A 14,996-nucleotide genomic window follows, 5' to 3' on the forward strand; every position below is an offset into this window, starting at 1 on the left:
TGCATCATGCGAATGATGAAATACGAAATAAGAATTACTGCGTGCTGTTGAAGCAAACATACCGCGCGCCTCGGAAGAGGCGCGCGGTGGTGCAGATCAAGCCTTGCTTGCCTTGATTGCGGGTGTTGCTACCGCCACTTCCTGCTTGCCGCGGCCAAGCAGGCGCAGGGCGAAGACGGCCAGGAACACGGTTCCGATCGCAAACACAATGTCACCAGGAACACGCAGCCATACCATGTTTTCCATGAATGCCGAGTGAATCACTTCAGGCGAACGGGCATACCACATGCCCTTCGAAATGCTCGCCCAAGCCTGGTAGATGCCGGCCGGAACCAGCGACATGAACACCATCATTGCGAGGCCGATGTTAAGCAGCCAGAAGGTTGGGCTCAGCAGTTTGTCAGACCATGCGAGGCGATCCGACAAGCCGCGCAGGCAGAACAGCATCAGACCGATTCCCAGCATGCCATATACGCCAAACAATGCTGCGTGGCCGTGTGCGGCAGTCATGTTCAAACCTTGCATGTAGTACAGCGCGATCGGTGTATTGATCGAGAAACCCAGCAAGCCGGCGCCGACCGTATTCCAGAAGCCGACGGCGATAAAACACAGGATTGCCCACTTATAGCTTTGTACCCAGGGAGCAGCCTTCGAACGCTGATAGTTGCGATAAGCCTCGACGCCGATCAGCGACAGCGGTACGACTTCGAGTGCCGAGAACATCGCGCCGATTGCAATGACGGAGGTCGGCGTGCCGGTGAAATACAGGTGATGCAAGGTGCCAAGAATGCCGCCGAACAGGAATACGATGGTTTCCAGCACGATGGCGCTATTTGCGGATGCGGCGCGAATCAGACCGAGACGTGTGAAGAGCAGGGCGATCACTGCGGTAGCGAACACTTCAAAGAAGCCTTCGACCCACAGGTGGACCAGCCACCAACGCCAGTACTCGACCATCGAATAATGCGTACGGGGACCCCATGTCAGCGAGGTTGCATAAAAACCACCGATGCACAGTGCTGCGAGGAACACCATGGCGATCAGGCCGCGGCTTTCGGAAGGGGTCTTGAGTGCAGGCCAGAGACCGCGACCCAGCAGCAAAGCCCAAAACAGCAGGCCGATGAACAGCAGGATCTGCCAGACACGGCCCATGCTGGTGAACTCGAGTCCCTGATTACCAACCCAGAAGCTGAAATCGGTACCGAGGTGCTGCAGAGTGCCGAGCCAGCCGGATACGGTGGAACCGACAACGATGAACAGGAGCGCGTAGAAGAGAACATTGACGCCCAGCTTCTGAAACTTTGGCTCGTGACCGGAAATTGCCGGTGCGATGTACAGGCCGGTAGCAAGCCAGGCAGTGGCGATCCACAGGACGGCGAACTGCGTATGGATCGTACGGCTGACTGTGAACGGCAGAATATTGGCAAGCGGTATGCCGAAGAAACTGCTGCCCTCAACCGAATAGTGGGCGGTGATCACACCCATACCGACCTGGGCAAGGATCAATCCGACAACAACCATGAAGTATTTTTTGGTTGCCTTCATCGACGGTGTTGCCTTCAGGCTGAACAACGGGTCAGCTTTCGGCGGCGCGGGGTCGTCGTCTTCCTTATGCCTGGAGTGGAAGAAGATCATGCCTGCGATGGCGGCGATCATCAGAATCACGCTGGCAATAGACCAGATGCCGTTGCCTGTAGTTGGCGTATTGTCAACCAATGGTTCGTGCGGCCAGTTGCTGGTATAGCTCAAGCCGACTTCTCCGGGGCGGTCGGTTGCCGCAGCCCAAGCAGACCAGAAGAAGAATGCGGTCAACGCCTTGCGGTCATCCGGATTGGCGAGCGACCCGGATGTCATTGCATATTGCTCACGCAACTTGTCCAGCGCCGGTTCGTCTCCGAAGAGATCGCTATAGTGGGCGGCCACTTCAAGAATTGCCTTTGCACGGATATCCGACAACGCGATGGTGCCCGTTTCAGCTTTATAAGTGTTCGTGCGGAGCTCGTCCTTGACCAGTGCCTCAAGTTCAGCCTTCTGGCCAGTGCTGAGCTGTTCGAACTGTTTACCGAATTTGTCTTTGGCAAGCAGTGCGCGCAGGCTGACTGCTTCACGGTGCAGCCAGTCGGCTGACCAATCGGGCGCGAGATAGCTGCCGTGGCCCCAGACGGAACCGAGCTGCTGTCCGCCCGCCGAGAGCCAAGCCTGCTGGCCTTGTTGCACATCCTCGGATGTAAATAACACATCGCCTTTAGTGCTGATGACCTGTGTTGGGATTGGCGGCGCCTTAACATAGATTTCCGTTCCAACCCATCCAAGGGCAGCGAAGGAAAGTACACAGATAATGGCTAGCCAAGTCCAGAGTTTGCGCGTCGATTGCATGGCAATTTCCTTTCCTGGTGGTTGTTTGTTGAACACTGAACTACATCCCGCAAGCCGTCCTTTATTGCTTGCGGTCTATAAGATGCATTCTATAAGCAGCTTTAAATAGATGTAAGTAGAATGCATGTTTAAATTTTGCGGTTTCTTGATCTAGGTTTGTTTTACGGCTTAAGGATGTAGAATGGACACCGCGATTTCACGCAACCATCGTTGCAAAGGCAGCACCTGATGAGACTCACTTCTTATACCGACTACGCGTTACGCACACTGATGTACTTGGCGATCAATCGTGATCAGCTCGCGACGATCCAGGATATCGCCGATACCCATGGCATCGCAAAGAATCACTTGACCAAGGTCGTCCATCATCTGGGCGTACTCGGCCTGATTGATACGGTGCGCGGGCGTAACGGAGGACTGAGGCTGGGGCGGGAGCCCGAGGAAATCAACATTGGCGACGTAGTCCGGCAGACCGAAACCGATTTCCACATCGCCGCTTGCTTTGACGCTGAAGGAGAGGGTTGCGCTTATTCTGCGGGCTGCGAACTGAAAGGTGTACTGGGAGAAGCAACGGCTGCTTTCCTGCGCGTGCTCGACGGCGTAACACTCGACAAGATGGTCTCAAAAGAAAAAAACCGGCGCGGCAGGAAGTTGCCATATGCGCCGATTGAACTACACTTTAATAGTGTTTCAAAAAAAAGATAATGCTGTGATGGGTAGTGGCATCGTGCCGCTAACGACCTTGCCTCTTTTTCTCACACGCTGCCAGGCTTGTCGTACTGTAATCGCCAAGAAATCGCTCAACGACGCAAGGCACGCCAATAATCCAGCTTACGACATGGGCAATCCTGTCAAGAATGCCTGGGCCGATGAATTCATCGGGAGATGCGGCTCCGGTTTGCATAGCGTATTTCACCCTCTCATGTAGTCTGCCACCCGACGGTATTCCGGCATTCTGTGCTGCCGGCACCGTCCGTGCATAAAGCCTGTTCTTTTGATTCTGCTGGTATCTGCAGAATGCTACAGCGGACGTACGATCTCAAAAAATGATACAGATCAAACTAATCCAGCTTTTTAAATTAAACACAAATTTTCCTGGTTTGACGTTGCAAGCATAAGGTGCCCGATTTAAGATGCATTTATTATGCATCTTAAACGAGGACTGTCATGGCTCTGCTCACTATTGAAGAAGGCGAACGAAACGAAATGAAACCGTCGCCTCTTAACGATCATCCCTTGTTTCGTCTGGGCTTTCGACCGTTCTACCTGCTTTCTGCGGCGTTTGCCGTCGTCAGTGTGCCGGTATGGCTGGCGAAATACTTTGGGTGGACGAACGGCCTGGCACAGGTTGACCTGACATGGCACGTGCACGAAATGGTTTATGGTTTTGCCATCGCCGTCATTATTGGATTTCTGTACACCGCCGGCCGCAACTGGACCGGTTTATGGACGCCGCGCCGGGGCGCACTGGCCGCTATCGTAGCGCTATGGATTGCCGGGCGCGCAGGAATGCTGTTTCTGGACCCGTTGTGGGCGGCCGTATTGGATATGAGTTTCCTGCCGGTTGCGACATGGCCTTTGTACAAGGTAATCAAGCGTGCCGGAAACAAACGCAATATGTTTCTCATCGCGCTGTTGTCGATTCTTTCAGCAACCAACATTGCCTTTCACGCCGCCAAACTTGAACTGATCGCGATGTCCCCGTTGCAACCGGTCTATGCGGCGATCATGATCATAGTCATCATCGAATCCGTCATAGGCGGACGGGTTATTCCCAACTTTACCGCCAATGCCGTCAAGGGTGCGCGACCTGTGATCAACGAGCGACGTGACCGTATCAGTCTTGCATTCACCGTTGGTGCGGGACTGGCATGGTCTTGTGGTTTGCCGGCGCCAATGACGGCGAGTCTTGCCGCGGCGGCTGCCGTCGCCCAGGCGACGCGACTGATCGGCTGGAAGCCGCTATGCACAGTTCGGAACCCGTTATTGTGGATACTGCATCTATCGTATGGATGGATCCCTTTTGGGTTCCTGCTGCTGTCGTTGGCGGCATTGGGTGTGGTGACATCAAGCGCAGCGTTTCATGTACTGGCAATAGGGTCAATGGCCGGCCTCATTATCGGAATGATTACGCGCACCACGCTGGGACACACCGGACGGATGCTGAAGGCAGGGAAGGCAGAGACCAGTATGTATGCGCTAATACAATTTGGGATGATGGCACGCTTTGCCGCGGCAGTGACCGGCGGCTCATTGCGAGAAAGTCTCCTGATCGCCACCGCGGTTGCCTGGAGCGGCGCATTTGCTGTTTACCTCATCGTCTACGGGCCTTACCTGATGACTGCGCGCATTGACGGACGCGAAGGTTAATAGCCCGATGGTTGGACGGACCGGCACACGCCGGTTAAGCGATGGAACAACAAGATTCGGCCATTTCCACCAACTTGACCCAAGTCAAATACATCGGGTGGTAAGGCAACGTAAGCTGCAAACATTCCGGCGCCACAGGATGCTGCGCCAGGTGAAATTAGAGGAGTCATTAAAATGACTGTAAGTTTGAGCGCTGCTGGCGGACAGCCGTCCGTTCAGTTCGACGCAGATTTGATTCGTAAGTTGACCCAGCAAGGGCCACGCTATACCTCGTATCCAACTGCGGATCGCTTTACGGACGGCTTCCGTTCCGGCGACTATCTGCAGGCCGTTTCGAATGTGCGCCACGCTGGAGCGAGAAAACCATTATCGCTGTATCTTCACATTCCATTTTGTGAATCGCTCTGTTATTACTGCGCATGCAATAAGATCATCACAAAAAATCACTCCAAGGCGGAAGTTTATCTTTCTTACCTCAAGCGTGAAATCGGCATGCAGGCGGAGTTATTTTCAGGCATGAATCATGTGGAGCAGCTCCACTTCGGCGGCGGCACACCAACCTTTTTGTCCGACAGCCAGATGGGCACACTGATGGACTACCTGCATCGCTCCTTTAGCTTTGCGCCGGATGCCGACGGTGAATACTCGATTGAAATCGACCCGCGTACAGTCAACGCCGATCGTATCCGCTCGCTTCGCAATCAGGGATTCAACCGCCTTAGCCTGGGTGTGCAAGACTTCGATGAAGAAGTGCAGAAAGCTGTCAATCGCATACAGCCAGAAGCGTTAACGCTTGACGCAATCGCCGCGGCACGAGAAGCCGGTTTCCGGTCCATCAGCGTGGACCTGATCTACGGCTTGCCGAAACAGAACGTATTTTCCATGGCGCGTACACTCGCCAAGGTAATCGCCGCGGATCCCGATCGCATTTCGGTTTATAACTATGCGCATATGCCACAGTTATTCAAGTCGCAAAAACTGATTGTTGACGATGACTTGCCAACGCCGGAAGCGAAGCTTGACATGCTGGCTTTGTGCATAGAAAAGCTGACTCAGGCTGGCTACATCTACATTGGCATGGACCACTTCGCCAAGCCGAATGACGAACTGGCGGTGGCACAACGGCTAGGAAGTCTGCACCGAAACTTTCAAGGCTATTCGACCCACGCGGAAGCGGAAATGGTGTCATGCGGTGTGTCCGCAATCAGTGCGGTCGGTGGCACATACAGCCAGAACGCAAAATCGCTGGAACATTATTACGAGCATATCGAGCGTGGACAGTTGCCGATTACGCGCGGCGTCAAACTAAGCATGGACGATATGCTCAGGCGTGCCGTCATCCAGCGCTTGATGTGCGACTTTGAACTGTCGGTCAGGGCGATCGAAACCAATTATCCAATCACATTCTCGCGCTATTTTTCCGGGGAGCTTGAGAAGCTCCGTGAGCTGGAAGTTGATGGGCTCATCGTACTAAGCGATGACTGGGTCACCGTTACCCCGAAGGGTCGGCTTCTGGTCCGGAATATCTGTATGGTGTTTGACAGGTACTTTGGTATGGGCCATCCGCTAAAGCTTGAACGGATGCGGTATTCAAGGACGATCTGACGTCAGCGAAATGACACGGGGAGGACGGAACGCGAGTGGTAGACCCGCGTTCCGTTTTCAGGATTGTTCGGCGCTTTTACCCGTGTAGCGACCGGCACGGTGATTGTTGGCGAGCGTCAGGTTGAGAATCAGGGTCGCGATAAGCGAAATGGAGGCCGTGTAAAAGTTGGTACTTATCGCAAACAACAGCAAAACCAGGCAATCCAGCGTCAGCTGTGTAAAGCCTGCGCGTAATCCAAATGCCTCCTGCAGATACAGGCACAGAATGTTGAAGCCGCCGAGACTTGCATTGTGACGAAACAGGATCAATAAACCTATGCCAGCGAGCAGTCCGCCGGCTACTGCGGCAAACACTGGATCGACTCCTTCGAAACGCAACAAGGACGGAATGGCTTCACAGAAAGCTGACAGCAGCAGCACTGAACCAAGTGTTTTCACCGTGAATCCCCATCCTTTCTTTCTTACCGCAAGGAGGTAGAACGGCAGGTTGATCACTACGAAAAGAACGCTGAAGCCGATTCCAGTTAGCTGATGAAGGAAAAGCGCGACTCCCACCACACCTCCCGTAACCAAACCTGCCTTGCTCAACACGGCAATCCCGATGGCGGCTAACAATGTGCCGGTAAGGATCGCCTGCAGGTCTTCGACGTGCGTGTGGGTACTGGCATGATGTATCGGGTTTGTTGGGTGATGTGGCATCGATGGTTTTCAGGAAGAGTCGGCGCAGGTAAATGTTCAGCTGCAGCAACCACCGCAGCATCCGCCTTCGGTCTTGCCGCGCTGCTCGCGATCGATCTCATAGCCTGCTTTATTGATGGCTGTTACGAGTTCTTGCAATGAGGTGTGGTCTTCGTCGAAGGTGACATGGATACGGTTCGTCGCCGGCGCGAATGCGATGCTGCTGAGCCCTCGGATGGACTCGAGAGTACGCGTGAGTTGTGCTGCATTATCTTTGTTCAGAGCATTAGCAAGCTGAAGAGTCTGGGACATCATGGTACGGTTCCTTGGGTTTTGAATGTGCGTCTTGCGATAACAGGGCATCGGATTGAAGCCCATCAGATTGTAAATACTCCGTCAACCGACATCCTTAATTCATCTTAAGAAATTCAAACCATGCTGTTGATTGTCTCGGCGTTGTACCAAAGCCTTCAAGATAATTGATCCAGCTTAGGTTTATTGGAAATGCTTGCGCGATGTGATTGACGCTGTCAGTACAATGAAAGCGAAGTCTGTTGATGCTTATTGGCGCTTACCTGGCACCAGCAGAATAATGTTTTCCCGATTCTTTCTCTCACATCGATATGGAGGATTTAATGAAGCGTTTCCTGATATTTTCCATGCTTCTCACCGGCTTGATTTCAACCTCAGCGTTTGCCAATGCGGATCTCGCAAAGTCGAAGAACTGCATGGGATGCCATGCGATCGACAAAAAGCTTGTCGGCCCCGGGTTTAAGGAAGTCGCTGAAAAGTACAAGGGCCAAAAGGATGCCGAGGCAAAACTGGTCCAGAAAATCATCAAGGGGGGAGGCGGTGTCTGGGGTTCGATTCCGATGCCACCTAACGCGGTGACGGAAAAGGAAGCCCAAGAACTCGTTAAATGGGTGCTGTCGCAAAAATAGCCGACGCATCCAGAGACGTAAGCAGGAATGCGGAATCGCTTGTACGACAGGCATGGCTTCGCATTCCTGGCTGCCTTCTCATAGAGTTCCGACATCAGGATGTAACGCATTCAGCATGCGACATGCCTTGTTCACGCTGACTTGGCAAAACTTTGATCTGAGTTATGGCATGTCGGCGTCAATACAGTCGACAATGATTTTTCAGCAGGAGAAATCTATGCAGACTATATCCGCCAAGTTGATTGAGGACCACAAACACTGGGATCAGCTATTCCTGGAGGTTGAAAAGCATGTTCTGCAATGCCGGTGGAAGGAAGCCGTCGACAATATTGCGGAATTCAAAACAGTCTTTGAACGGCACATTGCAACGGAAGAAGCCATGTTCTTCCCGCTGATCAAATTGGCCGGGGGCGAAGATGCATGGCCGCTCATGGATCTTCGCTCCGAACATGCGAAACTGGAAATGATACTGGCCCGAATTGCGGAGGCAATCCAGAAACAAAGCAAAGCGGATTTTTACCTGCACGCAGAATCGTTTTTCATCCTGATGCACACGCATAGCATCAAGGAAGATCAGATTCTTTATCCAAAGCTGGAGCGTTACCACGAGATCCTGCCGAGGAGCGCAGTTACCGGAAAGTAGGACCCTGACGGTGGTGCCCGCACAGCGTACGCGATCTGCTACGTAACACTTCCAGAGAGAATTGACGGGCTACCCTGGAATATTTACGACCGCGATGAATTGGCAAGTTGACTCAACAAGGCAGCGAGCTTCGCAGTATCTACGGGCTTGACAAAATGGTGATCAAACCCGGCGGCAAGCGCGTTAACCCTGTCTTGCTCCTGCCCATATCCCGTCACCGCTACCAATACCGCCCGCGAAGTTTCCCGTTGAGCGCGAAGATAACCTGCCAATTCATTGCCGTCCATCTCAGGTAGTCCGATATCCAGCAGGAATACATCCGGGACTATTAATCGTGCTTGCTCAAGTGCCTTGATTGAACTGTGTTCCACAAAAAACCTGCTACCTTTCCCCAGCCCTTCACTATATGCAGTGATCGTTCCCGCGTGTAATCAGCAAATTTGTCAACACCTGGACAAGGCGCTTCAGGTCGCCAATCACTAACGCAGGTTCATGCGACACGTGCACAGTCAGTCGATGTACTCGTCCATCGCACAATGGCCTTACCTGTTCAGTGGCATCGGCGACGATCTGCCTTGCATCCAGGTTTTGCATATCTAGCGTGACGTGGCCGCGTGTGACCGCCTGACGCGACTTAAAGATTTCCCGCCTAAGGCAGAGCTTTGTGGCATAAAGAAGAGCAAATACGATGCAGTCTTTTGGCGACGTCTGCGCGTTTGATAAAGTGTAAGAAGCAACTACTTGGGGAACGGCAGCGTGCAGTGCGTTACCTAGTCGTCCGACTCCCAGTGCGACTGCCGCCGTCGGGGTACTTGAGGGATCGAACGCCATGACGGATACTTGGTTTGATTCCGGCCCCGAACATTTTACCTTGATCATATAGTCGACTACCGTGTAATGTGCCTCATTCTCCCCCATTCGGATCAATGCTCTTTCATGACGTGGCTCGTCCAAGCTATCTCGGAGATAAACAGCAAACGCAGTCGGCGTATCAAACGATTTCGCGTGCAGTAACAGCCCAGGAATGTTCGCATCAAGATAATTGATCATCAGAGCGATATTCTTTCTGTCGTTCTGGTAAATCCGCTCGTCCGGCTGCATGTTGACGTCATGATATGCACGACCTTCTGTCAGTGCGGATGTGAGATCTTGCACAGATCGCGCGAGGCGAATTTTGTTCGCAACTGCTATTGCCTCATTCGTTTCGTCGGCCAATTCGCCTCGATTAATAATCGACCTTTGGCCACTGGCCGCGGCAATACCAAAGCGTTGCTGAAAATTTGCAAAAGTACTGCTTCCACGACTGTGATGTATAAATGGAGGAGCGGAAGCTCGGGTATTTGGGTGCGCTGTACTGACAACCGCCTCCTCCATTGAAGACGACTTCGAAACCGACCGTGGGGGATGAAGTAGAATGCGGCAAGGCGCGGCCTGAAGTTGAATCGATCAAAATTATTCTTCGATAAAGAAAAACTGCGGGCGCAACACACGAAGCGCCATAATGAGTGAATCCAATGGCACGTTGGTTCCCTGACCGTCGTTTTAGCGACGCACTGGCACGGTCATTTCGTCCAGATCATCAATGTGCATCGTAGCTGGGTAAACTGAAATTCAGGAACGTTCTTGATACGATTTACTGGCAAGACAGCGTCAACGCAGCAAGGATGTGTTTAAACGACGCCTACAATCAATCCTTGTTCTGTCTTGGCTTTCGTCCTTTCTACTGCCTGCAGCGGCCTTTGCGGTGATCAGTGTTAGTGTTCTCGCATGGCCGACGAAATATTTCGAGTGAGCGAGTAGATTTGCGAACGTCGATTTAACGTCGCAGGTTCACGAGATGATGTTCGGTTTTGCCGTTACCGTCATTGTCAGCTTTCTGTGTATTGCTGGTCGCAACTGGATCGGTTTATGGACTCTACGCTGAGGCACACTGGCTGCTACCTCAGCGTTATGGAATGCCGGGCGGGTCATTTACCGCCAATGCAGTAATGGGCGCACAACGCGTGATCAATGAATGACGTGATCGCATCAGTTTGACCTTGATCGCCGGAGCGGGGCTGGCATGGTGCACCGGTTTCCCGGCACCAATGACGGCCGGCCTGACCGTAGCGGCTGCCATGGCACAGGCAACACGACTGATCGGGTGGATGCCGCTATCTACGGTTTGAAACCCGTTTTTGTGGATACTGCATGTTTTCGTATGGATAGATCCCTTTTTGGATTCCTGGTGCTGTCCTTGGTGGCACTGGGCATAGTGACATCAAGTGCGGCATTTCATGTATTAGCAACAGACTCAATGCCTTGACTCATTATCGGAATGATCGCACGCACAACGCTTGGGCATGCCGGAGGGTTGCTGAAGGCGGAAAAGCAGAAACCAGCATGTATGCACTGAAGCAGCTTGGGGTGGTTGCCCACGTTGCGGCAATGATGGCCGATGGCACACTGCGGGACAATCTGTTGATCGCTGCCTCGCTATTCTCCTAGCCGCACGTCTGTACTGTCTTCGTCGGCGCGCCTTGCCATCGTCATTTTAATAGGCGCTAAGGATCTGAACGCCTTGAGTAGTGTCAAAGCAAAGGGAAAATTGCCATGCCTATCAATGGCGGTGTTTGCGCATTCCGCACAATGCACCGATGACCGGCAGCGTCTTGCACGTCTTGCTTAGCTCCTCATGACAGATTTTTTCGCTCTTGCCGGATGCGAGGCATTGCGCTGTCGCTTCGTGCGCAGCAGCAATCGCCCGATGCTCCTCGATCAGATCTTTTGCATGTGCGGGTTCAGCTGCCTGGGCACTCTGCACAACGCTGGCCAACATGATGATTGTGAGAATTCGCATTTCCTTTTCCTTTACTTTTTACTTGTACGGGGTCAGTGCCACGGCGGACAGGCGATAGCCGGAAGCGCCAAATTCAGTATCCTTACGGGCCGTCTCCAGCGTACCGCTGACCCAGACTGCCGACATCACCTGCACGTCCTTCAATGGCTTAACTGCCACCCCATGAATGATCTGGTTAGCCGGCGGCGGAGGCGTGTGGATGCAGGCGCCAAAATAAGGTACTAATAAAAATTCCTTGATCTGGCCGCGCTGTGCATCGAGTGGTACCAAGAAGCCGGCAATGCGGATACGTGTGCCGTTCAGCGACGGTTCGATTGGCGCTTCACTCCACGCCTTACGCATCTTTTCCAGCGCTTCCATTGCCCGTGGGTCGCCGTCGTTTAACTGGTCCAGGTTCAAGCCTTTCATCAGCTGCGACGGATCCCAATTTTTCGGCACCAGCGCATCCCAGTTTACCTCCTTGTAGCCTTCGGGCGCGGCCGGCGCTTTTGGCTGGGGAAGACGCTCGCCGAGTTTGTATTCCGACTTGTCTTGCTGGGCATATAGCAGCGGCGATCCGCCGGCAAGCACCGCACAGCAAATCAGGGCAGGGATGATTCTCATGATTTCTCCTACAGACGTGGGGTAAGGCCGTCGGCTAGCGACAGCCGGTAGGCGCGATAGCCGGGAACGAGACTGGCGAGCAGACCTACGCCAATGACGGACAGCAGCAGAGGAATTTCTTCAAGTGAAAGCAGGGATAACGGCAGCGACAGCCCGAAGCGTGCCTCGGCCAGCGGCCCGAGCAAGGCGCCAGTTCCCGCCAGCAGCAGGATGCCAAGGCAACACCCGGCCAGTGTTAAACCTAATCCTTCGATCACCAGCATCAGCAAAATATCACCTGGCTGAGCGCCAACCGATCGCAAGATCGCCAACTCGCGGCGTCGCTCATTGAGGCCGGCCAGCACGACCGCAACCAGCCCACATAAGCCGACCAGCACCACTAGCGCTGAAATCAACAGCAGACTCCGCTCGACCACGGCTACCACTTGCCATAACTGGTCCAGAGCAACGCCGGGCAGGATAGCGAGCAATGGCTCGTCACGGAACTCGTTGACATAACGCTGTATTTTGAATACGGCGGCACGGCTCTTCAGGCCAACAAGGACCGCGGTGACCTGCTTCGGCCGCAGGTCAAACTTGCGGACGTGTTCGGCAGGAATATCCAGGCCCGGCATGCGCGATCCCCCTTGCCAGTCGAGATGGATTGCTTCGATGGCTTCCAGGCTGACATGCACGCTGCGATCAACCGGTGTGCCGGTCCTTGCAAGGATGCCGGTAACGACGAAGGGTTTGTCACGATGTTCGCTCAACGCGATATCCTGCATGCCGTGAGTCAGCGAGATTTTGTCACCGGTGCGATAGCCAAGCCGATCGGCCACTTCAGCGCCAATCACGGCATCGAAAAGCTGCGTGAATGGTTTACCGGTGGTAAATGCAAGCGGCCGATCGTCGCCGTAACGAAAGCGTTCGAAATAGGCAGCGCTGGTACCGAGTACCGGAAAGCCGTGATGTGAATCTCCCAGCGAGAGTGGAATGGTCCACGCGACCGAAGGATGGCGAGCTAGCTGCTCGACGCTTTCCCAGCGTATGTTGTTGGTCGCTTCTCCCATGCGAAAGATCGCATACAGCATCAGTTGCACCGGGCTGGTGCGGGCGCCGACTACCAGGTCCGTGCCAGAGACTGACTGCGCAAAGTTGTTGTACGTATCGCGGCGGATGCGCTCGACGCCGAGCAGCATGCTGACACTCAATGCAATTGTCAGCATTACCAGACCAAGCGTCAGGCGGCGGTTCCAGGCGCTACGCAAGGCGAGCATAGCCAGGTGCTTCACGATGCACCTCCGGTCTCAGCACGCCGGTTGATCGACGCCAGACTTAGCTCACGACTAAATTGTGTGGCCAGCCGGCGATCGTGACTGACGAACAGGATAGTTGCGCCACCGCTCAATCCCTGCTGCAACAGAAGTTGGAGGAAGTCCGCCTGCCTTTCGGAATCCAATGCCGAAGTAGGCTCGTCGGCAATCAAGATCTCTGGCCGTCCCAACAGTGCGCGTGCCGCTGCCACCCGCTGTTGCTGCCCTACGCTCAGTTCGGTCACCGGACGCTGCAGTACCGCCTTGCCCAGTCCGAGCACGTCCAGCAGCCGTTCAGCTTCGTCGGCCACAGTACCGGCTTGTGCTGCCCGCGCAGAACGTCGCTTTGAAAAACGACATGGCAAGAGCACATTGTCGAGCACCGGCAGATGCGGGATCAGATTGAACTGTTGAAAAATAAAGCCAATATGATCGACCCGAAAACGGTCGCGCGCGCGGCCGGATAAACTCATCAAGTCAGTGTCAAGCAGCTTCACGCTACCGTGCTGCGGCAGTAGTACGCCGCCAAGCAGTCCTAGCAGCGTGCTCTTCCCGCTACCACTCGGTCCGTGCAGGAACACGGTTTCGCCCGGCAGCAATTGCAAGTTATCAATTTCCAGGCAGGGCTCGGGCGCACCGGGCCAGCCGAACTGAAGTTGATCAACAACAACTATTGGTTTGTCACGCATAGCTTGTCTTACCAACTAAGACTGGGCCGTTTCCGGCTCAATTCGACGGCAGACTGCCGGCCTGGTGCCGCCAACTGCACCTTGACCCGGCCTAAGCCTGGAAAGACGTCAAACAGACGCAAGTTGATTTCCTTCAATGCGGCCGGTGACTTACAGCGGTACATGATGGTCGCGTGCAGTTCAGCATGGCCGTCACTCTCATGATCGCCGGGAAGCTCCAGGTCTACCGGATCAGCGCGGCAATCGGCTGCGGCAGTCGGGGTTAGCAGCGATTCAGGCTTGTGAAACTTTTCTTTCAATGCCTGGACCATCTTGTGCTCCTTGTCGTTGCGCGGGGCATGCTCGAATCCAATCAAATTCTCCAGAGGAGAGGTGAATTCGATTGTCGCTGTGTTGCCCTCGATTGCCGCCGTCATCTGCGCCACACCGTGTTGATGTACCTCTCCGGCGATAGCAGATCCGGTGACACACAGCAGGGCGAACAATGCATATCGCTTAAGCATCCGGACTCCTCCCCAAAGCAAGCATGGGAACGATAGAGACAATTGAGACGACGGCGACGATAGGCGGGACCACAACGGCCGGCATTCCTGCCATCGCGAGTAAACTTCGCTGGGCGTGCATGAAAATTCCTTTAAACAGAAATGCGCTTTGAACGGCACTACCCCGAGAGGATAGGTGCGCGACAGAGTACTAACTAGTAGCGGATTTATCAGTTAAAGGGGGCGCGCGTGATGAGAAGTGGCTGACGAAGTAGGCATCCCAGGAGGACTCGTGATGGTCCCGGCTGGTGTTTGCCCCGGTACGCATGCAGGGCGACAGGTAAAATGGACTGTGCATGGTGATGCCGAGTGCCGCGGCATCAAATAAAACACAGGAGTGGTGCAGATGGGCAGCAGCATCGTCATCCGCGGAGATGGCAGCGGCATGCATGCTGGATGTTGCAAGACCGAAATGCGC

Annotated in this window: 15 protein-coding genes; 5 read left to right on the plus strand and 10 right to left on the minus strand. The window is 54.0% G+C overall.

The genetic code is table 11. The features are described 5' to 3' along the window. Positions 1 to 96: 96 nt before the first annotated feature. Positions 97 to 2,376 (minus strand): nitric-oxide reductase large subunit, encoded by a 2,280-nt coding sequence (locus ASE07_RS25330; RefSeq protein WP_057293590.1) that lies wholly within the window; start codon positions 2,374 to 2,376, stop codon positions 97 to 99. Positions 2,377 to 2,604: 228 nt separating this feature from the next. Here ASE07_RS25330 and ASE07_RS25335 point away from each other — a divergent pair, with 228 nt between their 5' ends. From ASE07_RS25335 to hemN, 3 genes are all read left to right on the plus strand, one after another. Then, the gene (locus ASE07_RS25335; protein ID WP_057293591.1) at positions 2,605 to 3,081 is read left to right on the plus strand and encodes an RrF2 family transcriptional regulator; all 477 of its coding nucleotides are present in this window, start codon (positions 2,605 to 2,607) and stop codon (positions 3,079 to 3,081) included. 462 nt (positions 3,082 to 3,543) lie between these two features. After that, the gene (locus ASE07_RS25340; RefSeq protein ID WP_057293592.1) at positions 3,544 to 4,746 is read left to right on the plus strand and encodes an NnrS family protein; all 1,203 of its coding nucleotides are present in this window, start codon (positions 3,544 to 3,546) and stop codon (positions 4,744 to 4,746) included. Between the two features lie 174 nt (positions 4,747 to 4,920). Further along, positions 4,921 to 6,351: an oxygen-independent coproporphyrinogen III oxidase gene (hemN, locus tag ASE07_RS25345; protein WP_057293593.1), complete on the plus strand. Its 1,431-nt coding sequence runs from the start codon at positions 4,921 to 4,923 to the stop codon at positions 6,349 to 6,351. Between the two features lie 57 nt (positions 6,352 to 6,408). Here hemN and ASE07_RS25350 read toward each other — a convergent pair whose 3' ends face one another. Both ASE07_RS25350 and ASE07_RS25355 read right to left on the minus strand, forming a co-directional pair. Continuing rightward, a complete protein-coding gene (locus tag ASE07_RS25350; RefSeq protein ID WP_057293594.1) occupies positions 6,409 to 7,050 on the minus strand; it encodes a YitT family protein in 642 nt (213 codons plus the stop codon). A 36-nt stretch (positions 7,051 to 7,086) separates the two neighbouring features. After that, positions 7,087 to 7,344, minus strand: coding sequence for a heavy-metal-associated domain-containing protein (locus ASE07_RS25355; protein ID WP_057293595.1), 258 nt, complete (start codon positions 7,342 to 7,344; stop codon positions 7,087 to 7,089). Between the two features lie 320 nt (positions 7,345 to 7,664). Between ASE07_RS25355 and ASE07_RS25360 the strand changes: the two genes are divergently transcribed. Together ASE07_RS25360 and ASE07_RS25365 are read left to right on the plus strand one after the other, a co-directional pair. Next, on the plus strand, positions 7,665 to 7,970 hold the full coding sequence (locus ASE07_RS25360) for a c-type cytochrome (protein WP_057293596.1): 306 nt from the start codon (positions 7,665 to 7,667) through the stop codon (positions 7,968 to 7,970). 217 nt (positions 7,971 to 8,187) lie between these two features. After that, positions 8,188 to 8,613, plus strand: coding sequence for a hemerythrin domain-containing protein (locus tag ASE07_RS25365; RefSeq protein WP_162256955.1), 426 nt, complete (start codon positions 8,188 to 8,190; stop codon positions 8,611 to 8,613). An 83-nt stretch (positions 8,614 to 8,696) separates the two neighbouring features. Here ASE07_RS25365 and ASE07_RS25370 read toward each other — a convergent pair whose 3' ends face one another. The 7 genes from ASE07_RS25370 to ASE07_RS25400 form a co-directional block, all read right to left on the minus strand. Continuing rightward, positions 8,697 to 8,984 carry a response regulator gene (locus ASE07_RS25370; RefSeq protein ID WP_057293598.1) on the minus strand — a complete coding sequence of 96 codons (288 nt, stop codon included), beginning with the start codon at positions 8,982 to 8,984 and terminating at the stop codon, positions 8,697 to 8,699. A gap of 31 nt (positions 8,985 to 9,015) precedes the next feature. After that, positions 9,016 to 9,828, minus strand: a complete 813-nt coding sequence (locus ASE07_RS25375) for a YopJ family acetyltransferase (RefSeq protein ID WP_057293599.1) — start codon at positions 9,826 to 9,828, stop codon at positions 9,016 to 9,018. 1,384 nt (positions 9,829 to 11,212) lie between these two features. Next, positions 11,213 to 11,452 (minus strand): hypothetical protein, encoded by a 240-nt coding sequence (locus ASE07_RS25380; protein ID WP_057293600.1) that lies wholly within the window; start codon positions 11,450 to 11,452, stop codon positions 11,213 to 11,215. Between the two features lie 18 nt (positions 11,453 to 11,470). Next, positions 11,471 to 12,055: a DUF3299 domain-containing protein gene (locus ASE07_RS25385; protein WP_057293601.1), complete on the minus strand. Its 585-nt coding sequence runs from the start codon at positions 12,053 to 12,055 to the stop codon at positions 11,471 to 11,473. Positions 12,056 to 12,063: 8 nt separating this feature from the next. Beyond that, entirely contained in the window at positions 12,064 to 13,326 is a 1,263-nt protein-coding gene (locus ASE07_RS25390; RefSeq protein ID WP_057293602.1) for an ABC transporter permease, read from the minus strand. Beyond that, positions 13,323 to 14,036, minus strand: coding sequence for an ATP-binding cassette domain-containing protein (locus ASE07_RS25395; protein ID WP_057293603.1), 714 nt, complete (start codon positions 14,034 to 14,036; stop codon positions 13,323 to 13,325). Before ASE07_RS25395 ends, ASE07_RS25390 begins: the two co-directional genes overlap by 4 nt. An 8-nt stretch (positions 14,037 to 14,044) precedes the next feature. Continuing rightward, complete coding sequence (locus tag ASE07_RS25400; protein ID WP_057293604.1) at positions 14,045 to 14,539, minus strand: DUF2796 domain-containing protein; 495 nt, start codon at positions 14,537 to 14,539, stop codon at positions 14,045 to 14,047. Positions 14,540 to 14,996 lie beyond the last annotated feature (457 nt).

It is taken from the genome of Noviherbaspirillum sp. Root189 (assembly GCF_001428545.1).
In the GTDB taxonomy this organism is placed as follows: Bacteria; Pseudomonadota; Gammaproteobacteria; order Burkholderiales; family Burkholderiaceae_D; genus Noviherbaspirillum.

Bases quoted from the DNA above. Each gene is read 5' to 3' on its own strand.
- ASE07_RS25350 (WP_057293594.1), bottom strand. From the start codon at position 7,050: ATGCCACATCACCCAACAAACCCGATACATCATGCCAGTACCCACACG.
- ASE07_RS25385 (WP_057293601.1), bottom strand. From the start codon at position 12,055: ATGAGAATCATCCCTGCCCTGATTTGCTGTGCGGTGCTTGCCGGCGGA.
- ASE07_RS25365 (WP_162256955.1), top strand. From the start codon at position 8,188: ATGCAGACTATATCCGCCAAGTTGATTGAGGACCACAAACACTGGGAT.
- ASE07_RS25340 (WP_057293592.1), top strand. From the start codon at position 3,544: ATGGCTCTGCTCACTATTGAAGAAGGCGAACGAAACGAAATGAAACCG.
- ASE07_RS25400 (WP_057293604.1), bottom strand. From the start codon at position 14,539: ATGCTTAAGCGATATGCATTGTTCGCCCTGCTGTGTGTCACCGGATCT.
- hemN (WP_057293593.1), top strand. From the start codon at position 4,921: ATGACTGTAAGTTTGAGCGCTGCTGGCGGACAGCCGTCCGTTCAGTTC.
- ASE07_RS25330 (WP_057293590.1), bottom strand. From the start codon at position 2,376: ATGCAATCGACGCGCAAACTCTGGACTTGGCTAGCCATTATCTGTGTA.
- ASE07_RS25360 (WP_057293596.1), top strand. From the start codon at position 7,665: ATGAAGCGTTTCCTGATATTTTCCATGCTTCTCACCGGCTTGATTTCA.
- ASE07_RS25380 (WP_057293600.1), bottom strand. From the start codon at position 11,452: ATGCGAATTCTCACAATCATCATGTTGGCCAGCGTTGTGCAGAGTGCC.
- ASE07_RS25335 (WP_057293591.1), top strand. From the start codon at position 2,605: ATGAGACTCACTTCTTATACCGACTACGCGTTACGCACACTGATGTAC.
- ASE07_RS25355 (WP_057293595.1), bottom strand. From the start codon at position 7,344: ATGATGTCCCAGACTCTTCAGCTTGCTAATGCTCTGAACAAAGATAAT.
- ASE07_RS25395 (WP_057293603.1), bottom strand. From the start codon at position 14,036: ATGCGTGACAAACCAATAGTTGTTGTTGATCAACTTCAGTTCGGCTGG.